The following is a 26122-nucleotide window of genomic DNA, read 5'->3' on the forward strand; positions in this document are numbered from 1 at the left end:
AAGTGCCAAGAGAGGTGTGAGCGGACGTGCGTCAGACATCTGTCACCCCCATCGCCGTAGTCGGCATGGCGTGCCGGTTGCCCGGTGGTATCGACTCTCCTCACAAGCTGTGGGAAGCGTTGCTCGACGGTGCCGATCTGGTCACTGAAGTTCCGGCCGACCGGTGGGATGCTGACGACCTCTATGACCCGGAGCCCGGCGTGCCCGGCCGTTCGGTGTCGAAGTGGGGCGCCTTCATCGATGACGTCACCGGTTTCGATCCCGACTTCTTCGGCATCAACGAGCGCGAGGCCACCGCGATGGACCCGCAGCACCGGGTGCTGCTGGAGACCAGCTGGGAGGCCGTCGAGCAGGCGGGATTCACCCCGTCCTCGCTGTCGGGCACGTCGACCGGTGTCTTCATCGGAATGTCCCACGACGACTACGCCATGGTCACCAGCGACGCCGGCGCCTTCGACCAGGCCTATGCCTTCACCGGCAACCCGTTCAGCATGGCCTCGGGCCGGATCTCACACGCGCTCGGTCTGCACGGCCCTGCGCTGACCACCGACACCGCCTGCTCATCGAGTCTGGTCGCGGTGCATCAGGCCTGCCGCAGCCTGCACGAGGGCGAGAGCGACATGGCATTGGCCGGCGGCGTCATGCTGATGCTGGACCAGCGCCTCTACGCCTCGTCGTCGGGGCAGGGCATGCTGTCGCCGACCGGACGCTGCCACTCCTTCGACGTCGCCGCCGACGGTTTCGTCCGCTCCGAGGGCTGCGGCATCGTCGTCCTCAAGCGTCTCGACGACGCGCAGCGTGACGGCGATCGGGTGCTCGCCGTCATCAAGAGCACCGCCTCCAATCAGGATGGCCGCACCGAGAACATCCTGACCCCCTCGCGCGACGCCCAGGTCTCCGTCTTCCAGGCCGCGCTGGACGCGGCCGGCGTCGACCCCACCACCGTGGGCATGGTCGAGGCGCACGGCACCGGCACCCCGGTCGGGGACACCATCGAGTTCAACAGCGTCTCCACCGTCTACGGCACCGCCGGACCCTGCGCGCTGACCTCGGTCAAGAGCAACTTCGGCCATGCCGAGTCCGCGGCGGGCGTCCTCGGCCTGATGAAAGCCGTCCTGGCCGTGCATCACGGCGTTGTGCCCCGCAACGTGCACTTCACCCAGCTGTCCGAGAAGAACGCCAAGGTCGAGACGGGCATGTTCGTCCCGACCGAGAACATCCCGTGGCCCAAGGACAACGGACCGCGCCGCGCCGGCGTCTCGTCCTACGGCATGTCGGGCACCAACGTGCACGCGATCCTCGAGCAAGCCCCCGAGGCCCCCGTGGTCGTCGAGTCCGCCAAGCCCGACGGCGCGAAGGAGCTGCTGGTTTTCCCGGTGTGCTCCAGCTCGGTCGAGGAGCTGCGCAACACCGCCGCGCGCCTGGCCGACTGGGTCGAGACCGCCGGTGAGGACCTGTCGCTGCGGGACCTGGGCTACACGCTGTCCCGACGTCGCGGACACCGTCCGCTGCGCACCTCGGTCATCGCCGACGACCGCGCCGAACTGATCGCAGGCCTGCGCCAGGTCGCCGAGGGCGACGACCCGTTCCAGCCGGCCGTGGGTCACGACGACCGCGGCCCGGTGTGGATCTTCTCCGGCCAGGGCTCGCAGTGGGCTTCGATGGGTACCGGTCTGCTGGCCACCCAGCCGGTCTTCGCCGCGAAGATCGCCGAGATCGAGCCGCTGATCGCCGCCGAGTCCGACTTCTCGGTCACCGAGGCGATGACCGCTCCGGAAACCGTCGAGGGCATCCATCGCGTCCAGCCCACGATCTTCGCCGTCCAGGTTGCGATGGCCGCCACGATGCGCTCCTACGGAGTTCAGCCCGGCGCGGTCATCGGCCACTCGTTGGGTGAGGTCGCCGCCGCCGTCGTCTCCGGTGCGCTGTCCCTGGAGGACGGCGTCAAGGTCATCTGCCGTCGTTCGCTGCTGTGCCTGCGGCTGGCCGGCGGGGGAGCGATGGCGTCGGTCGAGATGCCCGCGCAGCAGGTCCGTGAAGAGCTCGAGCAGCAGGGCATCGAGGACGTGGTGGTCGCCGTCGTGGCGTCGCCCAAGTCGACGGTGATCGGTGGCGACACCGAGATCGTGCGCCGGATCGTCGCGGGCTGGGAAGCACGCGAGATCATGGCCCGCGAGGTCAACGTCGATGTGGCGTCGCACTCGCCGCAGGTCGACCCGATCCTCGACGAGCTGTCCGAGATGCTCGACGACATCAGCCCGATGGCCCCCGAGGTGCCCTACTACTCGGCCACCTCGTTCGACCCGCGTGAACAGCCGTACTGCGACGCCGACTACTGGGTCGACAACCTGCGCCACACGGTCCGGTTCTCGGCCGCCGTGCAGACCGCGCTGGAAGACGGCTTCCGGGTGTTCGGTGAGCTGTCCCCGCATCCGCTGCTGATCCGCGCGATCGACCAGACTGCCGCCACGCTGGACATCTCCGTCGCCGCGCTGGCCGGGATGCGCCGCGGCCAGGACGTGCCGCACGGTATGGGCGAATTCCTCGGTGACCTGTACTCCGCGGGCGCCAAGGTCGACTTCTCGGTGCTGTACCCGGTCGGCCGCCTGGTCGATGCCCCGCTGCCCACCTGGGCGCACCGCAACCTGGTGCTGATCCCGGACGGCGCGGAGAACCAGACCCGCGGCACCCACCTGGTCGCAGCCCACCCGCTGCTGGGGTCGCACGTCCGGCTGCTTGAGGAGCCCGAGCGCCACGCGTGGGCGGCCGAGGTCGGCACCGGTGCGCACCCGTGGCTGGTCGATCACCAGATCAACAACGTCGCCGCGCTGCCCGGCGCGGCCTACTGCGAGATGGCACTGGCTGCCGCTCGCACCATCTTCGGCGACGACGCCGAGGTCCGCGACGTCACGTTCGACGCGATGCTGCTGCTCAAGGATCTGACCCCGGTCAGCGCCACCGCCTCGGCGGAAGCACCCGGCGTCCTGCAGTTCATGGTCGAGACCGATATCGACGGCGAACGTGAGCAGCGCGCCAGTGCGGTGCTGACCGCGCGTGAGGCCGGTGAGCAGCCGCAGCCCTACGACATGGATGCGCTGCAGACCGCTCATCCCACCCGCGCCGACGGCGACGGTGTGCGGCAGTGGTTCGACGGCCGCGGTGTCCAGTTCGGTCCGGCCTTCACCGCGCTGCAGGCTGTCAACGCCGCCGACGAGAACGCCGACACCGTGCTGGCCGAGATCGGTCTGCCGACGTCGATCCGCAACCAGCAGACCTCCTACGGCGTTCACCCCGCGCTGCTCGACGCCTGCTTCCAGTCGGTCGCGGCCCACCCGGGTGTGCAGGCCTCGGGTACCGGCGCACTGCTGCTGCCGCTCGGCGTCGACCGCTTGCGTGTGCACGGCCCGGTGCGCAACGCCCGCTACTGCCTGACCCGGGTCACCTCGCTGGACGGCTCCACGGTCCAAGCCGACATCGACCTGCTCGACGACTACGGCACGGTGCTGTTCACCGTCGAGGGTCTGCGTATGGGCAGCGGCATGTCCGAGAGCAACGAAGGCGACCGGGTGCTCAACGAGCGGCTGCTCGGCATCGAGTGGCGCCAGCATCAGCTCGCCGAGGTCACCCAGAACAACTCCGCGACCTGGCTGCTGGTCAGCACCTCTGACACCGTCGACCTGCTGGCCTCGGCGCTCACCGATGCACTCAAGCTCAACGATGCCGACGTCACCACGATGTCCTGGCCGCAGCAGACCGACCATGCCGGCAACGCCGAGCGGCTGGCGTCGTACTTCTCCGAGGGCGGGTTCGACAACGTCGTCGTGGTGTCGCCGGCACGCATTGCCGGCTGTCCGGAAGAGCAGATGCCGCTGCGCGGGGGAGAGCAGGTTCGCCACCTGGTCCGGATCGCCCGCGAGCTCGCGGACACTGCAGGCGAGCCGCCGCGGTTGTACGTCGTCACCCGCAACGCCCAGACGGTGCTGGCCGACGACCGCCCCAATCTCGAGCAGGCCGGCCTGCGGGGTCTGCTGCGCGTGATCGGCGCCGAGTACCCGCAGCTGCGGCCCAGCCAGATCGACGTCGACGACGACGTGGACGCCAAGCTGGTGGCCCGCGCACTGCTGACCGGTTCGGAGGAGGACGAGACCGCCTTCCGCGCCGGCGAGTGGTACACCGCGCACCTGTTCCCGAGCCCGCTGCGGCCGGACGAGCGCTACACCACCGTCGTCGACCACTCCCGTGACGGCATGCGCCTGGAGATCCGCGTCCCCGGTGACATGCAGACCCTGGAGCTGGCGGCATTCGACCGGATCCCGCCCGGGCCGGGTCAGATCGAGGTCGCGGTCACCGCATCCAGCCTGAACTTCGCCGACGTGCTGTTGGCCTTCGGCCGCTACCCGAGCTTCGAGGGACTGCACCCGCAGCTTGGCATCGACTTCGCCGGTGTGGTCACCGCGGTCGGTCCTGACGTCACCTCGCACCGGGTCGGCGACCACGTCGGCGGCATGTCGCCCAACGGCTGCTGGGGCACGTTCGTGACCTGCGACGCCGACGTGGCCGTCACGCTGCCGGCGGGTCTGCGCGACGATCAGGCCGCAGCGGTGTCCACCGCGTCGGCGACCGCCTGGTACAGCCTGGTCGACCTGGCCAAGATCAAGGCCGGGGACAAGGTGCTGATCCACTCCGCGACCGGCGGTGTGGGCCAGGCCGCGATCGCGATCGCCCGCCACTTCGGTGCGGAGATCTTCGCCACCGCGGGCACCGAGGAGCGCCGCGACATCCTGCGCGGGATGGGCATCAGCCACGTGTACGACTCGCGCAGCGCCGCCTTCGGCGAGGAGATCCGCCGGGACACCGACGGCTACGGCGTGGACATCGTGCTGAACTCGCTGACCGGCGCCTCCCAGCGGGCCGGCGTCGACCTGCTGGCCTTCGGTGGACGGTTCGTCGAGATCGGCAAGAAGGACATCTACGGCGACACCCGCCTCGGGCTGTTCCCGTTCCGCAAGAACCTGTCCTTCTACGGCGTCGATCTGGCGCTGATGGCCACCACGCATCCCGCGCAGATCCGCGAGCTGCTGAACACCGTCTACCGGATGACCGCCGACGGTGTGCTGCCACAGCCGGAGACCACGCACTACCCGCTGGCCGACGCGGCCACCGCCATCCGGGTGATGGGTGCCGCCGAGCACACCGGCAAGCTGCTGCTGTCGGTGCCCAAGGTGGGTCATAGCAGCGTCGTGGTGCCACCGGAGCAGGCCAAGGTGTTCCGCCGCGACGGCTCGTACATCATCACCGGCGGCCTCGGCGGGCTCGGCTTGTTCCTCGCCTCCAAGATGGCTGACGCCGGCTGCGGCCGGATCGTGCTGAACTCGCGGTCGGAGCCGAAGCCGGAGGCGCTGGTCGAGATCGAGCGCATGCGGTCCGCCGGAACGCAGGTCGAGGTCGTCAGCGGCGACATCGCGCTCTCGGAGACGGTCGATCGCCTGGTGACCGTCGCCACCGCGACCGGTATGGCCGTGCGTGGCGTGCTGCACGCGGCCGCCGTCGTCGAGGACGCCATCCTGCCCAACATCAGCGACGAGCTGATCGACCGGGACTGGGCCCCGAAGGTCTACGGCGCCTGGCACCTGCACAGGGCCACCACCGCGCAGCCGCTGGACTGGTTCTGCTCGTTCTCCTCGGCGGCCGCCCTGATGGGCTCGCCGGGACAGGGCGCCTACGCGGCGGCCAACAGCTGGCTCGACGGCTTCACCCACTGGCGTCGTTCACAGGGTCTGCCCGCCACGGCGATCGCGTGGGCGGCGTGGGACGAGATCGGTGCGGGCAAGCATCTGGCCGCCTCCGGCGACACCACGATGATCAGCCCGGACGAGGGTGCCCGCGCCTTCGAGGCGCTGCTGCGCCACGACCGCGCCTACAGCGGCTACGCGCCGATGATCGGGACGCCGTGGCTGACCGATCTGGCTGCCCGCAGCCCGTTCGCCGAGGCGTTCAAGGCCAGCGGCGACCGTCCTGCCGACACCAGCACGTTCCGGGCGGAGTTGCACGAGCTGCCGGTCGAGGAATGGCCGACTCGGGTGCGTCGTCTGGTATCCGAGCAGCTCAGCCTGATTTTGCGTCGCTCGATTGATCCGGACCGGCCGATTTCCGAATACGGTCTGGACTCACTGGGCAACCTAGAACTGAGAACGCGTATCGAAACTGAAACGGGAATACGCGTCCGATCGATGGACATAACGACTGTCCGGTCGCTGGCCGAGAGCCTGTGCGAAACACTGGCCGGCGTCATCACGTCAGCTGCATCCCGCTAACTGGGTCGAAGGGGTATTTAGGGTGGTTGCACTTACCGCAATCCATGACTGGGTGGACGCGCCAGGCAAGGTCGTGTCGTGGAGCCCGTCACCGGCGTGCCTGAAGAAGGTTCAGGACGCACCGGTCAGCGATGTGCCTGCGAGCTACCAGCAGGGTCAGCACATTCGCAGCTACCGCAATCACACGGCCAACGGCCTGGAGATGGCGCGGCTGCTGATCCCGGCGTGGAACATGCCGGGCAAGTGCGACGTGCGCGCGATGACGTTCGTCATAAACGCCTACCTGCGCCGGCATGACACCTTCCACAGCTGGTTCGAGTTCGTCGCCGACGACAACGGCTCCGACCGGCTGGTCCGCCACACGGTGGAGAACCCGAACGACATCCAGTTCGTGGCCACCAAGCACGGCGAGATGAACTCCGCGCAGTGGAAGAAGCACGTGCTCGACACCCCGAGCCCGCTGGAGTGGGACTGCTTCCGGTTCGGGGTGATCCAGCGTGACGATCACTTCACGTTCTATGTGAGCGTCGATCACCTGCACGCCGACGCGATGCTGATGATGGCGCTGTTCGTGGAGATGCACATGAACTACGAGGCCCTGGCCGGCGGCGGCGCGCCGCTGCGCCTGCCCGAGGCAGGCAGCTACCAGGACTACTGCGCGCGGCAGCATGACTACACCGAGCAGCTGACCATGGATTCGCCTGATGTCCGCGGCTGGCTGGACTTCCTGGAGAGCAACGGCGGCACCATGCCGACGTTCCCGCTGCCGTTGGGGGATCCGTCGGTGCACTGCAGCGGTGACCTGCTCACCGTGCAGCTGATGGACGAGCACGAGACAGATCGCTTCGAGTCTGCCTGCACGTCGGCCGGCGTGCGCTTCATCGGCGGCGTGTTCGCCGCCGCCGCGCTTGCCCACCGGCAGCTGACCGGCGACGACGACTACTACGTCATCACCCCGACCACCACCCGCAGCACGCCCGCGGAGTTCATGACCACGGGCTGGTTCACCGGCGTCGTTCCGCTGTCGGTGCCGGTCGCCGCCCGTAACTTCGCCGAGGTCGCCCGCGCGGCACAGGAGTCCTTCGACTCGGGCATGCCGCTGGCCAATGTGCCGATCGAGCGGGTCTACGAGCTCGCCGACACCGAGGAGACCCCCCGCATCCGGCCGGCCGGACCCGGCGTCCCGATGCTGTCCTACCTCGACGTGGGTCTGCCGCCGCTGAACCCGGTGATCATGTCCCAGTGGTATGCGCGGGGCGGTCACATCTACACCGATCTGGGTGCGGCCAACCAGGTCGGCATGTGGGTCAACCGTCGTGCTACCGGCACGATCATCACCGTTGCCTACCCGGACAACCCGATCGCCCGCGAGTCGGTCGCCGAGTTCGTCGAGCTGATGAAGTGCATCTATCTCCGGGTGGCCGACGGCCGTTCCGAGCTGGTCTCGTCGTCTCGCGTGCCCATCGCGACGGTCTGACGCGGTGGGGAAGCCCAAACCTGACAACGTCGTGCCCTACGCCGATCAGGCGTTGTTGTTGGCGCTGCGTGGCGCCGGCCAAGAGGCCGTCATGCAGCTCATCTGGATCTACGAGCACCCTTTAGACCTCGACGGCGTTCGGCGATTCCATCAGAACTTCGGCCACGGACTCGTCGGCAGGTTGGTCGAGACCTCACCGCTGCCGTTCGGTCGGCATCGCTGGGTGTCGGTCGCCGGTCCGCAGGTGCCGCTGGAGATCGCCGAGCGGTCGCGGCCCCGGGAAGAACTGTGGGACTGGGCGCATGAGCAGGTGGAGTTGCCGCTCGACCCCGAGTACTCGCCGGCCTGGCGGATAGGCGTCCAGTCGTTCGACGACGGGACGAGCGCCGTGAGCCTGGTGGTGTCGCACACCGTCGTCGACGGCGGCGGGGTGGTGGCGTCGGTCATCGCCGCGGTGCACGGCGCCGGCAAGGATCTCGGGTATCCGCTCCGGAATTCCCGCACCCGCTCACGCGCGGTGCTGCAGGATCTGCGTCAGCTCGGGTCGGATCTGCCGGAGATCGGGCGGACGCTGGTCAAGGCGGTCAAGGTCGCAACCCGCCGCAAGGACGAGCTGGTGCGGCCCAGCGAGCCGGTGTCGGCGCCCACCCACGGTGGCGGTCAGTCGGTCATGATTGCGTTCACGACGGCGGTCATCGACAAAGAACTGTGGGATCAGCGGGCGAAAGACCTTGGCGGGAACCATTTTTCGCTGGTTGCCGGGTTCGCCGGCAAGCTGGCGCAGAACCTCGGCCGAACCCGTTCGAGCGACGGTGCTGCGACGCTGATGATCCCGGTCAGCGAGCGGGACAGCCCCGGCGACACCGGCGGCAACGTCGTGACGATCGCCAACGTGACGTTCGACCCGGGCCCGGTCGCCAAGGATCTCTCCGGCGCTCGTTCGGCGATCAAGAAGGGTTTGATCACCGCGCGCGAGAAGCCCGACGAGATGGTCGAGCTGCTCCCGCTGATTCCGTTCCTGCCCAAGCGGGCGATGGGTCGGATGGCCGACATGGCCTTCAACTTCTCCGCCGACGTGCCGGTGTCGTGTTCGAACATGGGTGACGTCCCCGACGATCTGCTGCAGCTCGACGGAACACCGAGCGAGCGCTTCTACTTCGGTGGCGTCGACCGCAACCTCACCCTCGACGTCCTCGAACGGCGGCGCGGCCTGATGACGGTGGCGTCGGCTCGCGTCGGCGGTATGGTCATCGTTCCCGTGATGAGTTACCAACCGGGCGCCGACAACTCACGTCACCGCCTGCGTGAGGTGATCGCCCAGACCCTGGCAGAGTTCGACCTGTCCGGCATCGTCGAGTGAGGTTACGCAGTGAGTGCTGAGTCGCAAGAACATCTTCTCGAGTTCTTCGATCAGACGGCCTTCGAGCTGATGCGTGCCACCGGTCGCGGGCAGCTCATGCAAGCCGTGTGGGTGTACGAACATCCGGTCGACCTCGAAGGGCTGCGACGCTTCCACCGCAATATCGCCGACTCGCTCGGCGGCCGGCGCATCGAGCGCTCGCCGCTGCCGTTCGGCAGGCCGCGGTGGGTCCAGCCCCGCGAGGCGCCGTCGGAGATCAAGTTCAACGAGACGCCGCGCCCGCGTGACGAACTCATGGACTGGGCCGACGAGCTCGCGACGCTCCCGATCGACCCCGAACACGGCCCCACCTGGTACCTGGTGGTCCAACCGTCGCATGTGATCGGCGACGGCACCGCCGCGGGGCTGGCGATCTTCGAGGCGGTCACCGGCAATGTCCGCGACGGCGGATATGGCCGCCCTGGCTCGCGGCCGCGGCGCCAGGCGCTGGCCGCCGACGCACGCCAGGCACTGCGAGACCTGCCCGAGACGCGTCGTGCGCTGGCCGTCGGCGCGAAGCTGCTGTGGAGCAAGCGACGGGACGTGATCGGTTCCCGCAAAAAGCGCGTCGATCGATCCGGCCTGGACGAGATCGTCCACGTGCCCTCGGTGGCCGCCTTCGTCGACATGGCCGAGTGGGATGCCCGTGCGGAAAGCCTTGGCGGCAATAGCTATTCGCTGCTCGTCGGCGTCACCGCCAAGGTCGCCGAGCGGTTGGGCCGGCGCCGCAAGTCCGACGGCGCGGTGACGCTGGTCATCGCGATCAACCTGCGGGAGAGCCTCGAGGACGACCGTGCACTGGCCATGGCCTTCGCCAACGCCACCGTCGACCCGGAGAAGGTGACCGTCGACCTGACCGAGTCGCGCGCCGTCGTGCGGGAGTCACGGCAGATGGCCAAGGAACAGACCGACCCGGCGATGCAGCTCTTCCCGTTGATGCCATGGCTGCCTCAGGTCGCCGTCAAGGGAGTGGCCGAGCTGTTGTTCTCCTATTCCGAGGACCTGCCGGTGTCCTGCTCGAACCTCGGGGATCTGCCTCCGCAGATCGCTCAGGTCGACGGCACAACGGCGGAGAAGGTCGTCCTGAGGGCCCTCGACCAGAACGTGACGCGGCGCGAGATCGAACGGTCGCACGGCCAGCTTGTCGTGGTATCCGCGCGGATCAACGGCAAGGTCGTGATCTCGATCGAGGCCTACGAGATCGGCGCCGAGAACACCAAGCGGCGACTGCGGGGCCTGGTGGATGAGACGCTGACCGAATTCGGGCTCAACGCCGTCATCGAGTGAGCCGCGGGGTCACAGGCCGTGCAGGCCGACCCCGATCAGGACCACACCGACCACCGCGACGAAGATGCCCGCATGTCTGCGGGTGCGCGTGCGGATCCAATCGTTGAAGCGCTGCACCCACACCCGGGTCTTGGCCGGTGCCACCATGAAGCTGAGCAGCGGGATGACGGCCGCCCAACTGGCCAGCAACAGGAACGTGACCAGGGCAGCGGCCTGTTCGGCCGGCGGCGTCTTCGACGCGATGATCAGCGCCAGCAAGGCCATGTAGTCGACGCTCGGCATCGCCAGGGCGGCGCCGATGGACCCGGAGAACCAGGACGATTCACCCTGCATGAAGGCGCGCACCTTGGTGGTCAGCCGCTTGAACCGGCCCGGCGCAAGTTCCTGCTCGACCTCCAGGACGCTCTCATTGGCGCCTCCGGCAGGCACCTCGGCCATCTCCTTGCGGGAGAACTGGCGCAACGGAATCTTGGACATGAGCAGGGCGCCGAGGAGCACGGCAACGACGCCGATGCCGATCTGGATGAGCGCCGGATTGAGATCGGCCTTGCCCAGGAAGCTGTGATGGAAGATGAACAACACCGTGAAGCCCACGCTGAGGCTCATGGCCAGGCCGGTGCAGAGGAAGACCGCCAGGTGCCGAGCGGGCCGGGGCCGGGTCAGCAGCAGTGCGATCAGTGCGATGCGTGCGGGCTCGATGCTCACCGCGAGGCCGAGCAGCACCACGGTTGTCCACACAACGCCGAATTCTACCTTGCCGGGAAGCGGCGGGCAGAGTGGACGTCACCTCGCGTGGCGGTTGCGGGCGGCCTTCTCCAGAAGGTCGGCTGCCGTCGCGACGCTCTCCGACGGCGTGCTCATTCGCGTGGCGAGCAAACGAGCAAGGTGTGCCATTTCCGGAGACAGCACGGCTCGCAGGTCCGTTAGTAGCGAACCGCGCGTGGTCGCGGCGAACCGCCGGGTCGCGCCGATGCCGAGCCGTGCGACCTGTTTGCCCCAGAGCGGTTGTTCGGCCGCAACCCACAGCACCAGGGTGGGGACTCCGGCGCGAATGCCGGCCGCCGTGGTGCCGGCGCCGCCGTGATGCACCACGGCGCGGCAGGCCGGGAACACCGCGGCATGGTTCACCGACGGCACGATCTTGACGTGCGGTGCCGTGCCGTTGGTGTCGAAGTCGGAGAACCCGGCGCAGATCAGCGCGCGCTCGCCGAGTTCGCCGCACACGTCGCTGATGAGCCGTACCGCGTCGGCGGGGGAGTCCAGCGGCATGCTGCCGAAGCCGAAGTACACGGGTGGCGTGCCCGCGGCGATCCAGGAGCTGACCTCGTCGTCGACCTCGGTGGGCATTTGCAGCGTCAGGGATCCGATGAGCGGTCGCCGCTCACCCCACTCGCCGGCCAGCCCGGGAAAGAACACCGGGTCATAGGCCTGCATTTCCAGGCTGCCCGCGGCCACGATGCGGCCGACCGGTCGTGTCCTGGTCGCGGACAGGCCCAGGGTGCGGCGCTGCTTGGTCTCGGCCGGTCTCAGCAGCTGCCAGTGCATCCATTCGCCTGCCGCGTACGCGGCCCGGGTGATCGGCGCAGGTAGCCGCACGGGCAGGACCTGCGTATTGGCCCGAACGGGGAAGTAGTGCACCTCGGCCAGCGGAAGACCGCGAAACTCCGCGACGTTGGCGGCGATCTCCTGATAGGCCGTCCCGCTGACGATCAGATCGGCGCCCTCGGTCATGGCGAGCAGAGTGTCCGCCATCTCGTCCCAGCCGCGGGTGGCCGCGGCCCTGGCCTTGCGCAGCGCGTTGAGCGGGTTACCCAGCCGCACCCAGTCCGCAGGCCCGGCGGCGGTCAGGGCATCGGGCCGCTCGAAGACGTCGCCCTGCAGCTGCTGTTGGGAGTCGGGTCCGTAGGCCGTGGCAGGCAGGCCCGCGGAACGGGTGAACGTGACGAGGTTCGGGGGCACCGCCAGGTGTACGTCGTGGCCGCGGCGCTGGAGCTCCAGACCTACCGCCGCGCAGGGTTCGACATCACCACGGGTGCCGTGGATAGTCACCGCGATTTTCATCGATCACCATTATCGGGCCCGCCGGGTGGGGGCGGGCCATCAGCTGGGTGTGTGGGTGAACCACCGGGTCTTGATCCGCCACGAATGCGCCGCCGTCAAGGCGAAGCCTGCGCCGCAGAAGCAGGCGAAGAACCAGACCAGTGTGCCGCCCTCGATCTCCTGGAGCGCGGGGACGTAGGCGGTGACGATGCGGATCGTGCAGGCCAGGATGCCGCTGGCCGAGGACACCAGATAGATGTTGGCGATGCGGCGCGACCGCGGGTCCTGGCGCAGGACGAGCAGCGCCCGCGCGCTGTACCCGAGCAGATAGATCAGCATTCCGCACAGCAGCAGCCAGTAGGCCGACAGCCAGAAGTCGGTGGGCACCGTGAAGAAGTCCGACCGATATATTTTCGAGCCGTTGCCCATCGAAAAGGTTGCCAAAAGCAAAGGAATGCAGAGCGTCGCCGGTCGCTCGACATATTGCTTGAATGCCGCCTGCGTCGCATTGTCGTCCTGCAGTCGGCCCAGCGCGTTGTAGACGATCGCGGAGGCGGCCACCACGTAGCAGTCGTGGCCGATGTAATCCTCGAGGTTCCACACTCCGGTCAGCGAGTGCAGCGCCCGACCGATGGTTTCGGAGGCGAACGGCGACATCAGGAACACCGCCGCACCCTGCAGCGCGATGTTCAGGGTGGCCGCGACTTCCCAGCGGCAGGACCAGGTGAGTCGCCTGATCCACAGGCTCCACGCCAGGCACGCAAGCGTGATCGTGATTAGTGCCCCAAGACCCATGCCTTCGTCGCCTTACGCCCCCGAATAACTTCAGCAAATACTACAGCGGAGGCGCGTCGAGTCGAGGTTTCAATTCTGAGAATTTGACGGGATTGCGCGTCGCGGTGACAGTATTAATTGTCGCCAACGTAAACGAATTAGCTTCTATATATTGCTCGAGTTCTTCGCGACTCATGAGTCCGAATCGCACTTGCAAATCGGGATAACTCAGTCCGAATCGAGTGGCGACCAGTCGCAGCTCCTCGGCGTTCGGGTAGTCGTGCTCCTTCACCCGCCGGTAATAAGTGCTGCTGGAGGTGCCCAGCGCGTCGTAGATGTCGCGGGCTTCGATATCCCCGTCGAGGAGGTAGTCGAGGAGGGTTTTGAGCTGGCGTCCGTTCTCATCCGTCCTGGGCACGCCTCACAATAACCCGAACTCCCGGTATTGGGTACCGCGGACAACATACGACAAATTGTTAACTTTATTGACACTGTCGTCACACTTCTGGGATAGGTCTCCCATTTATGGGACACGACCGCTACGGTGATCCCATGGTTGCTCCTGTGACCTACCCGTCTAGCAATGTGCGGGTAGTCGATGATGAGATTCCCGGCCGGCCTCGACCAGAAGATTTGGTTCGATTGTCGGCGCCCCTGTCCCACGAACTGACCGCCGAACTCGACGGAGCCGTCGAGGCTGCGCGGGTCGGTGTCGAGGAAGTTCTGCTGGCCGCTCTGGGCCGGGCGATCGCCCGGACCATCGGTGTCGGTTTCGTGACGGTCAGTGGCTTGACCACGGTGCAGCCGATTCGGCTGTGCTGTGCCGATGAACGAGGCATGGCAGCTGACGACCTGTTGGCCGAGGTCCGCGACGCGCTGACGCCAGCCCGGCTCAGCACCGCGCCGGCCGATGTCGCGTTCTCCTTCCTTGGGCTGCCGCCGGAGCCGTCGCTCGGGCCGCTGCAACTCGCTGACGGTCCGGCGCTGGGCGTGCTGGCCTACCGCTGCGCCGGCGAGGTGCAGATGGACTGGTGGTACGACTCGCGCCGGCTGGACGCCTGCACGGTCGAGGAGCTGGCCAACCAGTTCCGTCTCGGGCTGATCAGTGTGACGTCCGAGGCCACCCCGGTATACGACACCGTCTGACAGCTAGAATTCCTCCAACGGCACCGATCCGGCCATCACCGGGGAGCCTTCGGAAGAAAGGTCCGCGCCGCGACGCGGAAACGGCCGAGTAGAACCGAACGGGTGGGCCCGTCACAGCCTGTCAAGAGCGACGCACGTCTACGTGCGTAAGCGGGGTGGTACCGCGGCGCTCGCGCACTCCGCGCGTCGTCGTCCCCGTGTCCAGACACCTGGCACAGGAGACGAACGCGCCCGTGACCGAGAATGGCTACCCGAAGCCGGCTGGTGGTTCACCCAGCTTCCCGGCCCTCGAACTCGATGTCCTCGAGTACTGGGCATCCGACGACACCTTCCGGGCCAGCATCGCCCAGCGCGACGGCGCCGAAGAATACGTCTTCTATGACGGTCCGCCGTTCGCCAACGGACTGCCGCACTACGGCCACCTGCTGACCGGGTACGTCAAAGACATCGTGCCGCGCTATCGCACGATGCGCGGCTACAAGGTGGAGCGCCGCTTCGGCTGGGACACCCACGGGCTGCCCGCCGAACTCGAGGTGCAGCGTCAGCTCGGCATCACCGACAAAGCCCAGATCGAAGAGATGGGCATCGAGAAGTTCAACGACGCCTGCCGTGCCTCGGTGCTGAAGTACACCAACGAGTGGCGCGACTACGTGACCCGTCAGGCCCGCTGGGTCGACTTCGACAACGACTACAAGACCCTGGACCTGTCGTTCATGGAGTCGGTCATCTGGGCGTTCAAGCAGCTGTGGGACAAGGGCCTGGCCTACGAGGGCGTGCGCGTGCTGCCCTACTGCTGGAACGACGAGACGCCGCTGTCGTCGCACGAGCTGCGCATGGACGACGACGTTTACCAGAGCAGACAGGACCCGGCGATCACCGTCGGGTTCCGGATCAACCAGGCCGGTTCCGACCTTGATGGCGCCTACCTGCTGATCTGGACCACCACCCCCTGGACGCTGCCGTCCAACCAGGCCGTCGCGGTCAACCCGGAGGTGGCCTACGTGGTGGTGCAGGTGGACGGCAGGCGGCTGGTACTCGCGCAGGCCCGGCTGGCCGCCTATGCCCGTGAGCTGGGGGAGGAGCCCGAGGTGCTCGCCACCGTCACCGGTGAGCAGCTGCTCGGGTTGCACTACCTGCCGCCGTTCCCGTATTTCCTGAACTCCGCCAATGCTTTTCAGGTGCTTCGCGGCGACTTCGTCACCACCGAGGACGGCACCGGCGTGGTGCACATGGCCCCGGCCTACGGCGAGGACGACAAGGCCACCACCGACACGGTCGGCATCGTGCCGGTGACGCCGGTGGACTCCAAGGGCCGCTTCGACGCCAGCGTGCCCGACTATCAGGGCCAGCACGTGTTCGACGCCAACCCGCAGATCATCCGGGACCTGAAGAACGGCGCGGGATCCGCCGCGGTCAATGCCCCGGTGCTGATCCGCCAGGAAACCTATGACCACTCGTATCCGCACTGCTGGCGCTGCCGCAACCCGCTGATCTACCGCGCGGTGTCGTCGTGGTTCGTCAAGGTCACCGAGTTCCGGGACCGGATGGTCGAACTCAACCAGCAGATCACCTGGTATCCCGATCACGTCAAGGATGGCCAGTTCGGCAAGTGGCTCTCTGGCGCGCGGGACTGGTCGATCTCGCGAAACCGGTACTGGGGCACGCCGATTCCGGTGTGGGTCTCCGATGACCCGGCGTACCCGCGGATCGACGTCTACGGCAGCCTCGACGAGCTCGAGCGCGACTTCGGTGTGCGTCCGGACAATCTGCACCGGCCCTACATCGACGAGTTGACGCGGCCCAATCCCGACGACCCGTCCGGCAACTCGACGATGCGCCGAATCGAAGACGTCTTCGACGTGTGGTTCGACTCCGGGTCGATGCCCTACGCGCAGGTGCACTACCCGTTCGAAAACGAGGATTGGTACGCGAGCCACTTCCCCGGTGACTTCATCGTGGAGTACATCGGACAGACTCGCGGCTGGTTCTACACCCTGCACGTGCTGGCTACCGCACTGTTCGACCGGCCGGCCTTCAAAACCTGTGTGTCCCATGGGATCGTGCTCGGCAACGACGGCGCCAAGATGAGTAAGTCGCTGCGCAACTATCCCGACGTCAACGAGGTGTTCGACCGCGACGGCTCGGACGCGATGCGCTGGTTCCTGATGGCATCGCCGATCCTGCGGGGCGGCAACCTGATCGTCACCGAGCAGGGTATCCGCGAAGGCGTCCGCCAGGTGCTGCTCCCGCTGTGGAACGCCTACAGCTTCCTGACGCTGTATGCGCCCAAAGTCGGTACCTGGCGCACGGATTCGACCCACGTGCTGGACCGCTACATCCTGGCCAAGCTGGCCGAGCTGCGCGACCAGCTGACCGACTCGATGGACGTCTGCGACATCTCCGGTGCGTGCGAGCAGCTGCGCCAGTTCACCGAGGCGTTGACGAACTGGTATGTGCGCCGGTCGCGTTCGCGCTTCTGGGAAGAAGATGTCGACGCCATCGACACCCTGCACACCGTGCTCGAGGTGACCACCCGCCTGGCGGCCCCGCTGCTGCCGATGGCCACCGAGGTGATCTGGCGCGGTCTGACCGGTGAGCGCTCGGTGCACCTGACCGACTGGCCGCAGCCGGGCGTGGTTCCGGCCGACCCGGCCTTGGTGGCCGCCATGGACCAGGTGCGCGACGTCTGCTCGACGGCATCCTCGTTGCGTAAGGCCAAGAAGCTGCGGGTCCGCCTGCCGCTGCCGAAACTGACTGTCGCAGTGGATAACCCGCAGAGTCTCGAACCTTTCGCGGACCTGATCGCCGACGAGCTGAACGTCAAGGCTGTCGAGCTCACCGACGACGTGCCCGCCTACGGACGCTTCGAGCTCGCGGTCAACGCCCGCGCCGCAGGCCCGCGTATCGGCAAGGACGTCCAGGCCGCGATCAAAGCCGTCAAGGCCGGTGATTACGTCCTCAACGCCGACGGCACGCTCACCGCGGGGCCGGCCGTGCTGCTACCCGAAGAGTTCACCGCCAAGCTGGTGGCGGCCGATCCGGAGTGGACCGCGGCGTTGCCCGACGGTGCCGGCCTGGTGGTGCTGGACGGCGCCGTCACCCCCGAGCTGGAGGCCGAGGGCTGGGCCAAGGACCGCATTCGCGAACTGCAGGATCTGCGCAAGTCCAGCGGCTTGGACGTCAGCGACCGCATCCGAGTGGTCATGTCGGTGCCGGCCGAACGGGCGGATTGGGCTGCAGCGCATACCGATCTGATCGCCGGCGAGATCCTGGCGACGAGCTTCGACTTCGGCGAGCCGGACGAGGGCGTGGAGATCGGTGACGGGGTGCGGGTCGCGATCGCCAAGGCCTGACGGACCCAGCCAATAGCATCGACGCGTGGAGCGCTGGGTCTTGCATTTCGACATGGACGCGTTCTTCGCGTCCGTCGAACAGCTGACCCGCCCGACCCTGCGCGGCCGCCCCGTCCTGGTCGGCGGGCTCGGCGGCCGCGGTGTGGTGGCCGGTGCCAGCTACGAGGCGCGGGTGTTCGGCGCCCGTTCGGCGATGCCGATGCACCAGGCGCGGCGCATGGTCGGCGCGGCCGCGGTGGTGCTGCCGCCCCGCGGACTCGTCTACGGGGTGGCCAGCCGGCGGGTACTCGACACGGTGCGCGCGATGGTGCCCGTACTCGAGCAGCTGTCGTTCGACGAGGCGTTCGGTGAGCCGATCGAACTGGCCGGTGCCGGTGCCGAGCAGGTCGAGGAGTTCGCCGCACTGCTGCGCCGCCGGGTCCGCGAAGAGACCGGCCTGGTGGCCTCCGTCGGGGCCGGATCGGGCAAGCAGATCGCGAAGATCGCCTCGGACCTGGCCAAGCCCGACGGGTTTCGGGTGGTCCGCCGCGACGAGGAGCGCACCCTGCTCGACGGCTTGCCGGTACGCAGGCTGTGGGGGATCGGACCGGTCGCCGAGGACAAGCTGCATCGGCTCGGCATCGACACCATCGGCCAATTGGCCGCGCTGACCGACGCCGAGGCGGCCAGCATCCTCGGTGCCACCGTCGGTCCCGCATTGCACCGCCTGGCCCGCGGTATCGACGACCGCCCGGTGGCCGAACGCGCCGAGGCCAAGCAGATCAGTGCCGAGTCGACGTTCCCCGCCGACCTCACCACCATGGAGCAGTTGCGTGATGCGATCGGCCCGATCGCCGAGCACGCCCATCAGCGGCTGCAGCGCGACGGTCGCGCCGCCCGCACGGTCACCGTCAAGCTCAAGCGGTCCGACATGAGCACCTTGACCCGCTCGGCGACACTGCCGTACGCCACCGGCAACCTCGGCACCCTGACCGCCACCGCATACCGGCTGCTCCTCGATCCCCGCGAGGTCGGCCCCATTCGCCTTCTGGGCGTTGGCTTTTCCGGGCTGTCCGATGTCCGCCAGGAGTCGCTGTTCCCCGATCTCGAGCAGCTGGAGACCGAGGTCGCCGAGGCGCCGGACACCCGGGCGCCGATGCCGGTGCCGGTGCCCGAAGCCGGCGGCTGGCGTATCGGTGACGACGTCCGTCATCCCGAGCTCGGCCACGGCTGGGTGCAGGGCGCCGGGCACGGCGTGGTCAGCGTGCGCTTCGAAACCCGCGGCAGCGGGCCCGGAGTGATGCGGACGTTCCCCATCGACCAGCCGGACCTGGTCAAAGCCAACCCGGTCGACAGCCTGGACTGGCCCGAGTACGTCGGCAGTCTGGAAAGCCGGGCATCAGCCCAGGCGGGCGACGATGTCAGCCACGGATAGCCCCGCGCTCAACGCCGCCGTCATCAGCACCCTGGCCTGGCTGCTGCGCAACCGCGGCACCAGCACCGCCCCGGCGCGCACCAGATCGTGGCCCGGCCCGTAGGCCGCCGCCGTCGGGCCGCCGGGCACCCGGGTGGTCACCGCCACGGCCACCCCGCGGGCGCAGGCCCGGCGCACCGCCTCGATGACCGGGGTCCCGGCGTTGCCTGCGCCCATTGCCTCGACCACCAGGCCCGCCGCGCCGGCGTCGACGAACGCGTCGACCGCGGTGCCGTCGGCGCCGGGATAGGCCGCCACGATGTCGACGCGCACCGCCTCGGCGATCGGACCCAGGTAGGCGCGCCCCGTTCCGCCGGTCCACTCGACTGATCCCTCGCCGACCCGGCCCACCGGTGCGGTGCCGCCGAACAGGTCGGGGCCGCCCACCTTCGTGGTGCCCAGCGCCGGGCGCACCCACCCGGCGAAGCAGATCAGCACGCCACGGCCGCGGGCCTGCGGGCTGGCCGCCACCGCGAGGGCATCGCGCAGGTTGGCCGGTCCGTCGGCGTCCGGGGCGTCGGCCGACCGGGCCGCGCCGGTGACGACCACCGGCGCCGCACCGCCGTACGTCAGCTCCAGCCACAGGGCGGTCTCTTCCATCGAATCGGTGCCGTGCGTGACGACGACGCCGTCGGCACCGGTGGCGGCTTCGGTGACGGTATCTGCGATCCGAACCCACTCGGCCGGCGTGAGCTGCGAGCTGTCCAGGGTGAACAGGTCGATCACCTGCGCATCGTGCCCGGCGACCAACTCGGCGCCGCCGTGCACCGGCCGCAGCACGCCGTCGGCGTCTGCGCTGGTGGCGATCGTCCCGCCGGTGGTAACGACGACGAGTCGAGGCATGCCCAACAGACTAGGGAATGATGGGGGTGTGACCGACGAATCTCCGGACAGCGCCAAGCCACCACGCAGGCTGCGGCTGCTGCTGTCGGTGGCGGGCGTGGTGCTGGCCCTCGACGTGATCACCAAGGTGCTGGCCGTGCGGTGGTTGACCCCCGGCCAGCCGGTGTCGATCATCGGCGACACCGTGACCTGGACGCTGGTGCGCAACTCCGGCGCCGCCTTCTCGATGGCGACCGGCTACACCTGGGTGTTGACGCTGGTCGCCACCGGTGTGGTGATCGGGATCTTCTGGATGGGCCGGCGGCTGGTGTCGCCGTGGTGGGCGCTGGGCCTCGGAATGATCCTGGGCGGCGCGCTGGGCAACCTCGTCGACCGGTTCTTCCGCTCGCCCGGCCCGCTGCGCGGGCACGTCGTCGACTTCCTGTCCATCGGCTGGTGGCCGGTGTTCAACGTGGCCGACCCGGCGGTGGTCGGCGGAGCGATCCTGCTGGTCGGACTCTCGCTGTTCGGCTACGACTTCGACACGGCCGGCCGCCGCACGGCCGAGCCGCCCGCCGCCAGCGACGACAAGGCCGAGACGGCCTGATGACCGAACGGTCGATGCCGGTCCCCGAGGGTCTGGCCGGCATGCGCGTCGACGCCGGCCTGGCGCGCCTGCTGGGGCTGTCCCGGACCGCCGCCGCCGCGATCGCCGAGGACGGCGGCGTCGAGCTCGACGGCGCACGCGCGGGCAAGTCCGACCGTCTCGAGGCCGGCGCGTGGCTGCACGTGCAGATCCCCGAGGAAGCGCCGCCGCCGGAGAACACGCCCGAAGAGATCGAGGGCATGACGATCCTGTACTCCGACGCCGACATCGTCGCCGTCGACAAGCCGCCGGGGGTGGCCGCCCACGCCACCGTCGGCTGGCACGGACCCACCGTGCTGGGCGGTCTGGCCGCGGCCGGATTCCGGATCAGCACCTCGGGCATCCACGAGCGGCAGGGCATCGTGCACCGGCTCGACGTCGGCACCTCGGGCGTCATGGTGGTCGCGCTGTCCGAGCGCGCCTACACGCTGCTCAAGCGGGCGTTCAAGCAGCGCACCGTCGACAAGCGCTATCACGCTGTGGTGCAGGGACATCCGGACCCGTCCAGCGGAACCATCGACGCGCCGATCGGCAGGCACCGCGGCCACGACTGGAAGTTCGCCGTCACCGAGACCGGGCGGCACAGCATCACCCATTACGACACCGTCGAAATGTTCCGGGCCGCAAGCCTTCTCGACATCCACCTGGAAACAGGTCGCACGCACCAGATCAGGGTGCACTTCGCCGCGCTGCACCACCCCTGCGCCGGCGATCTGACCTACGGCGCCGATCCGGTCCTGGCCAAGCGGCTCGGCCTGGAACGGCAGTGGCTGCACGCGCGGTCCCTGTCGTTCGCCCATCCCGCCGACGGCAGGCACTTCGAGGTCACCGCCCCGTACCCGGCCGATCTGCAGCACGCATTGGATGTGCTGCGCGGCGAATCGTGACGGCCCCCAAACCGGACACCAAGACCAGCGGTCTGCTCTACGGCATCGGCGCCTACGGGTCCTGGGGTCTGTTCCCGGCTTTCTTTCCGCTGCTGAAACCGGCTGGGGCACTGGAGGTTCTGGCGCACCGCGTGGTCTGGACGCTGGTGCTGATGGCCGGTGTCGTGGTCGCCATGCGCAAGTTGTCCGACCTGCGGTCGATTACCGGACGCACCTGGCTCCTGCTGCTCTGCGCCTCGGCGCTGGTGTCGGCCAACTGGGTCATCTTCATCTTCGCGGTCAGCAACGGCCATGTCGTCGACGCCGCGCTCGGTTACTTCATCAATCCGCTGATCAGCGTGCTGCTCGGGGTGCTGATCTTCCGGGAACGGCTCAACCGGGCCCAGGTGGTCGCGGTGCTGATCGCGCTGGCCGCGGTGATCCTGCTCGGCATCGAGGTCGGCGGCCCGCCGATCATCGCGCTCGGGCTGGCCTCGACCTTCGGTCTCTACGGTGTGGTCAAGAAGGTGGTCCCCACCGATCCGCGGGTCAGCGTGGGCGTGGAGGCCGCGATCGCGGCCCCCTTCGCCATCGCGTACATCGTCGTGCTGCAGCTCAGCGGCCACGGCCAGTTCGCCGGCAACGGGCCGGGACACCTCGCGCTGATGGTCCTGTCCGGGCCGATCACCGCGATCCCGCTGCTGTTCTTCGCCGCCGCCGCCCAACGCCTGCCGCTGGTCACCCTCGGGCTGCTGATGTACCTGAATCCGGCCATGCAGATGACGTGGGGCGTGCTGGTGGCGCACGAGCCGATGCCGCCGGCCCGGTGGGCCGGTTTCGCGCTGATCTGGCTGGCGCTACTGGTGTTCAGCGGTGACGCGCTGCGGCGGGCCCGTCAGGCGCCCGCGACGCCGAGCTGACGGCGCAACGCTCCATACTCGGAGTCCAGCTGGGTACGTAGCCGGTCGACAGCGGCGCGTTTGTTGGCCCGGATGGCGCGTGAGTCGGCCAGCGACTCCAGAACCCGGTCGACGACGGCGGTGCCGGTGACCTGATCGGTGCGGATCAGTGACCGCTCGTCGTCGATCGACATCGCGAAGTCGCGGCACTTCGGTTGGTACTCAAGGGAAACCACCGGGGTGTCGGACAGCGCGGCGAGGATTCCGGCGTGCAGGCGGCAGACGATGGCGGCCGAACAGCGGGCGAATTCCCGTGCGGCCGCGGCGGCGTCCGGTGGCCGCACGATGTCGGCCTGGAGGCCCTCGAAGGCCACCTCCAGCCACTTGCGATCGCTCGGGTTCATCAGGATGCCGACGAATCGATGACCGCGGCCCGCGAGTTCGCGTACCGCGGTCGCGACGTGGTTGGCGACGCCGGCCGGGTCATGCCCCCACAGGTCGTCGCCGTAGCCGAGGTTGACCCCGATCAGGCCGTCCTCGACCGGCACCGCGGGCCGCGGCAGGATCAGCGCCGGATCTCCGGTCACCTGGGCGGTCAGCCCGATGTCGGCGAGCAGTTCGACACTGCGCGGCCCGCGCACCGACACCGAGTCGAACCCGGCCAGGATCGGTTTCCACTTGGTCAGTTCGTCGTTGCCCGATCCGCTGCCCCGCCCGGCATAGCCAGGGTCTTGCACCCCGACGCCGATCGCGTACTTGCCGTTGTTCTTGGTCACCGCGAGGCCCGCCCTGGCCAGCAGCCGGAAGTAGCGGACCCCGACCAACGTTCCACCGCCCATCACCAGCGTGCTGGGCGTGCGCGCCCGGTGCAGGGCCGCGCCGAGGGGAAAGACGAATTCGTGCGCCAACCGCGGAATGTCGGCGAATGTGACCCCGGGGAGCTGGGATTTCACCGCGTCGTAGATCGCGTCGTCGCCGAGATTGTCCTTGTCGTGGAAGCCCAGATAGGCGACCGTCGCGTCTTGGCTCACGTGGATCGACCCTATACTCATCCGATGCCGAGCACCGCGGTCGACACCGGGAGCAGGCGCGGCTTCTTCATCACGTTCACGGCGCTGCTGGTGCTGTGGGCCGCGGTCCTTTTGACGCTGGCGATCACGGTGGTCCCCGACGGCTATTGGTATTCCTACTTCGCGATCGACTACTCGGTGGGTTTCATCCGGCGCGGTCTCGCCGGCGAGCTGCTGGGGCTGTTCGGCCCCGCGCACTACTTCGGTGGTCTGGCTGTGCTGCGCTGGATTCCGACGGCGGCCTTCGTCGCCGGCCTCGCGGCGGTGGCCTGGGCTGTCGCCGTCAGGTCCGGCCGGTCACAGCGACGCCGGCTGATCGCCCTGCTGATCCCGGTGCTGCCGTTCGGGTTGGCGTTCGCGCTGTTCTCCGCACGTACCGATCTGCTGGGTGGCGCGGCGCTGGCCTTCTTCGCGGTCGCGCTGACCAGGATCGCGACCGCTCGTGCGACCGTAATCGCCAGTGCTGTCTACGGTTTGACGCTTGCGGTGTTGACGCTGATCCACGAGGCGACGCCGTTCCTGTTCGGGCTAGGCGTGCTGTCGGCGCTCACGGTGCTGGCGCGGCATCTGCACGCCAAGGCATTCTGGGCCAGTGCGGTGGCGGCGCTCGGGCCGTCCATATTGGTGGCGCTGGCGCTGGCCGCATTCGGCAGGCAGAAGGTGTCCCCGCAGCTGTGTCAGCTGGTGCAGCACGGGCCGATGAACCATCCGCTGGCCGGCAAACCGACCATCGGCCAGCTGCTGAGCGGATTCCACTACTACGTCGACTACCACGACTGGTTCTGTCGGGCCTTCCTGCCGTTGTTCGACATGACCTTCAGCGAGGGCCTGCGATTCGTCGGCAGCATCGGCGTGGTCGCACTGGCGGGTTCGACCGTCTACGGAGTGGTCACGCTGATCGTCGGCATGCTGGCGATCAGTCATGTTGCGGGCGTTCCGATCCGGCGGTACACCGCGATCCTGCGGGGTAGGCCGCTGGCCATGCTGGTCGGGATCGTGATGATCCTGCCGGTGTTCGCGACCGGGGTGGACTGGGTCCGGTGGTGGGTGATCATCGCCTTCGACCTCGGGGTCGTCTTTTTGCTGTACACCCGCGACCAGCCCGAAATCGATGAGCCACCGACTCGGCGCACGCTGATCGTGTTCGCTGTCGGCGCGGTTCTGCTGGCGGTGATCCCGATCGGGATCATCCCCGGCTTCGGCGCACCGGTTCCCATGTGAACCAATGACATTCAGATCGAGGAGCGCATGACCGACAAGTCCCCCCGCAACCGGCGGATCATGATCGCCGTGGTGGCGGCGCTGGCCGCGGCCGCGATCGTCGTTCCGGTCCTCGGGGTGTTGCTCACCCCCGGCGTCCTGACCAAGCGGCAGGACGCCGCGTCGATGACGACCACGACCACCACTCCACCTCCGCTGACCATCAAGCCGCTGTCACTGCGGCCGGTGACCGGCGGGCCGTTTGTGATCCGGCCCGGGGACTGCGACCCACCGCCTCCGACGCCGCCCGAGGCGCCGCTGCGGATCTGCGACATCGTCAAGTCCGCGGTGTACGAGCTGGGGCCGCAGGCGCTGACGGTTCAGCTCACCGACGTCGACTCGTTCCTGAACCCGCTGACCGCCAAGCAGATGGTGCAGGTCACGATGACTCCGGAGTCGGCGCGGGCGTTCGCCGATTTCACCGCGTCCCATATCGATCAGCAGGTGGCTTTCGTACGGTCCAACCTGGTGGTGTGGGCGCCGAAGATCACCGAGCGGATCGACGGCGAGGTGCTGCAGCTCTCCGGTGACGTGACCGAGGAGCAGGCGCGCGAGATCGCCCGCATGCTCAAAGACGAAGCCTAGAGGCGGCTGTACTCCACGAGCATTGCCGCGCCCACACCGGCGACGAGCAGCAGCATGACCACGGTGGCCCCGGGGACGAAGTAGCGCGAGAGCGGCGTCTGCCCGGCCGACACCGTGGCGCGGACCCGTTGGTAGCGCCGCCGGACCAGAACCAGGCTGGCCAGCGCGGCCGCCGTGGTGAGCACGATGGCCGGCCATAGCGGAAACCGTTCGACCACACTCCACCGCACCAACAGGGCACCGATCGCCAGTACTCCGATGGTCGTACGCTGCCACGCCAGAGCTGTGCGCTCGGCCACCGCAGTGACGTCCGCGTTCTCGCTCACCGGCCGAACTCAGCGAGGAAGATCAGCACCGCGGCGGCCGCGATGATGATCGCCGCCCCGGAGACGATGATCCGGGGCAGCGGGTCGGTCGGCAGCGGCCGCTTCTCCCGCATGGCCCGCTCGGCGCGATCCCACCGGACATACGCGCCGGTGGTGACCACCAGCGACAGCACCAGCAGCAGCACCGTGATCACGATCCGGAACGGGCGCGGCCCGAAATCGTGCACCAGGCTGGCCAGCGCCACCGCCCCGGCCAGCAGCGCCAGACCGGTCCGTAACCAGGCCAGAAAGGTCCGCTCGTTGGCCAAGGTGAACCGGTAGTCGGGGTCGCTGCCCACACTGCGCAGCGGGGGCTTGGACGCGAACATGAAGATCACCCTAGACACGTACGCGACACGCCGAAGC

Annotated in this window: 20 protein-coding genes; 12 read left to right on the forward strand and 8 right to left on the reverse strand. The window is 68.3% G+C overall.

Going from position 1 to position 26122, the window contains the following annotated elements:
• The first annotated feature begins 26 nt into the window (after positions 1-26).
• The 4 genes from pks2 to G6N32_RS12215 are packed head-to-tail and all read left to right on the forward strand — an operon-like array spanning position 27 to position 10477.
• On the forward strand, positions 27-6314 hold the full coding sequence (gene pks2 / locus G6N32_RS12200) for a sulfolipid-1 biosynthesis phthioceranic/hydroxyphthioceranic acid synthase (protein ID WP_115319820.1): 6288 nt from the start codon (positions 27-29) through the stop codon (positions 6312-6314).
• A 22-nt stretch (positions 6315-6336) separates the two neighbouring features.
• Entirely contained in the window at positions 6337-7791 is a 1455-nt protein-coding gene (locus G6N32_RS12205) for a condensation domain-containing protein (protein ID WP_115319821.1), read from the forward strand.
• Between the two features lie 4 nt (positions 7792-7795).
• Positions 7796-9151: a hypothetical protein gene (locus G6N32_RS12210; RefSeq protein ID WP_115319822.1), complete on the forward strand. Its 1356-nt coding sequence runs from the start codon at positions 7796-7798 to the stop codon at positions 9149-9151.
• 9 nt (positions 9152-9160) lie between these two features.
• Positions 9161-10477: a hypothetical protein gene (locus G6N32_RS12215; protein ID WP_163789244.1), complete on the forward strand. Its 1317-nt coding sequence runs from the start codon at positions 9161-9163 to the stop codon at positions 10475-10477.
• Positions 10478-10486: 9 nt separating this feature from the next.
• Here the strand turns inward: G6N32_RS12215 and G6N32_RS12220 are convergent, their stop codons facing one another.
• Genes G6N32_RS12220 through G6N32_RS12235 form a run of 4 tightly spaced genes read right to left on the reverse strand, consistent with a single transcriptional unit; the run spans position 10487 to position 13709 of the window.
• Positions 10487-11215 (reverse strand): GAP family protein, encoded by a 729-nt coding sequence (locus tag G6N32_RS12220; RefSeq protein ID WP_174901044.1) that lies wholly within the window; start codon positions 11213-11215, stop codon positions 10487-10489.
• Positions 11216-11260: 45 nt separating this feature from the next.
• Positions 11261-12538 carry a glycosyltransferase gene (locus tag G6N32_RS12225; protein WP_115319825.1) on the reverse strand — a complete coding sequence of 426 codons (1278 nt, stop codon included), beginning with the start codon at positions 12536-12538 and terminating at the stop codon, positions 11261-11263.
• Between the two features lie 39 nt (positions 12539-12577).
• Entirely contained in the window at positions 12578-13312 is a 735-nt protein-coding gene (locus tag G6N32_RS12230) for a hypothetical protein (protein WP_115319826.1), read from the reverse strand.
• Positions 13313-13352: 40 nt separating this feature from the next.
• Positions 13353-13709: an XRE family transcriptional regulator gene (locus tag G6N32_RS12235; RefSeq protein WP_115319827.1), complete on the reverse strand. Its 357-nt coding sequence runs from the start codon at positions 13707-13709 to the stop codon at positions 13353-13355.
• A 224-nt stretch (positions 13710-13933) separates the two neighbouring features.
• Between G6N32_RS12235 and G6N32_RS12240 the strand changes: the two genes are divergently transcribed.
• From G6N32_RS12240 to G6N32_RS12250, 3 genes are all read left to right on the forward strand, one after another.
• The gene (locus tag G6N32_RS12240; protein ID WP_147292022.1) at positions 13934-14437 is read left to right on the forward strand and encodes a hypothetical protein; all 504 of its coding nucleotides are present in this window, start codon (positions 13934-13936) and stop codon (positions 14435-14437) included.
• Positions 14438-14670: 233 nt separating this feature from the next.
• Entirely contained in the window at positions 14671-17790 is a 3120-nt protein-coding gene (gene ileS, locus G6N32_RS12245) for an isoleucine--tRNA ligase (RefSeq protein ID WP_115321115.1), read from the forward strand.
• Positions 17791-17842: 52 nt separating this feature from the next.
• The gene (locus G6N32_RS12250; RefSeq protein ID WP_232077769.1) at positions 17843-19204 is read left to right on the forward strand and encodes a DNA polymerase IV; all 1362 of its coding nucleotides are present in this window, start codon (positions 17843-17845) and stop codon (positions 19202-19204) included.
• Here the strand turns inward: G6N32_RS12250 and G6N32_RS12255 are convergent.
• Positions 19169-20086 (reverse strand): asparaginase, encoded by a 918-nt coding sequence (locus G6N32_RS12255; protein WP_115319830.1) that lies wholly within the window; start codon positions 20084-20086, stop codon positions 19169-19171. The genes G6N32_RS12250 and G6N32_RS12255 overlap by 36 nt on opposite strands.
• On the opposite strand from G6N32_RS12255, the gene lspA reads away from it, so the two are divergent.
• From lspA to rarD, 3 genes are read left to right on the forward strand one after another with little or no spacing between them, the layout of a single operon-like run.
• Positions 20085-20672, forward strand: coding sequence for a signal peptidase II (gene lspA / locus G6N32_RS12260; RefSeq protein ID WP_115319831.1), 588 nt, complete (start codon positions 20085-20087; stop codon positions 20670-20672). The two genes, G6N32_RS12255 and lspA, sit on opposite strands and share 2 nt — an antisense overlap.
• Positions 20672-21598, forward strand: a complete 927-nt coding sequence (locus tag G6N32_RS12265; RefSeq protein ID WP_115319832.1) for an RluA family pseudouridine synthase — start codon at positions 20672-20674, stop codon at positions 21596-21598. Before lspA ends, G6N32_RS12265 begins: the two co-directional genes overlap by 1 nt.
• Positions 21595-22497 carry an EamA family transporter RarD gene (rarD, locus tag G6N32_RS12270; RefSeq protein WP_115319833.1) on the forward strand — a complete coding sequence of 301 codons (903 nt, stop codon included), beginning with the start codon at positions 21595-21597 and terminating at the stop codon, positions 22495-22497. Before G6N32_RS12265 ends, rarD begins: the two co-directional genes overlap by 4 nt.
• Here the strand turns inward: rarD and G6N32_RS12275 are convergent.
• The gene (locus G6N32_RS12275; RefSeq protein ID WP_115319834.1) at positions 22473-23507 is read right to left on the reverse strand and encodes a polysaccharide pyruvyl transferase family protein; all 1035 of its coding nucleotides are present in this window, start codon (positions 23505-23507) and stop codon (positions 22473-22475) included. The genes rarD and G6N32_RS12275 overlap by 25 nt on opposite strands.
• Before the next feature lie 24 nt (positions 23508-23531).
• On the opposite strand from G6N32_RS12275, the gene G6N32_RS12280 reads away from it, so the two are divergent.
• Together G6N32_RS12280 and G6N32_RS12285 are read left to right on the forward strand one after the other, a co-directional pair.
• Entirely contained in the window at positions 23532-24767 is a 1236-nt protein-coding gene (locus G6N32_RS12280) for an Rv1490 family membrane protein (RefSeq protein WP_115319835.1), read from the forward strand.
• 27 nt (positions 24768-24794) lie between these two features.
• Positions 24795-25391, forward strand: coding sequence for a SecDF P1 head subdomain-containing protein (locus G6N32_RS12285; RefSeq protein ID WP_115319836.1), 597 nt, complete (start codon positions 24795-24797; stop codon positions 25389-25391).
• Here the strand turns inward: G6N32_RS12285 and G6N32_RS12290 are convergent.
• Together G6N32_RS12290 and G6N32_RS12295 are read right to left on the reverse strand one after the other, a co-directional pair.
• Positions 25388-25717 carry a DUF202 domain-containing protein gene (locus G6N32_RS12290; RefSeq protein ID WP_115319837.1) on the reverse strand — a complete coding sequence of 110 codons (330 nt, stop codon included), beginning with the start codon at positions 25715-25717 and terminating at the stop codon, positions 25388-25390. The two genes, G6N32_RS12285 and G6N32_RS12290, sit on opposite strands and share 4 nt — an antisense overlap.
• Positions 25714-26085: a DUF202 domain-containing protein gene (locus tag G6N32_RS12295; protein WP_115321116.1), complete on the reverse strand. Its 372-nt coding sequence runs from the start codon at positions 26083-26085 to the stop codon at positions 25714-25716. Before G6N32_RS12295 ends, G6N32_RS12290 begins: the two co-directional genes overlap by 4 nt.
• Between the last annotated feature and the right edge of the window lie 37 nt (positions 26086-26122).

Origin of the sequence: Mycolicibacterium aichiense (genome assembly GCF_010726245.1) — a bacterium.
GTDB lineage: Bacteria > Actinomycetota > Actinomycetes > Mycobacteriales > Mycobacteriaceae > Mycobacterium > Mycobacterium aichiense.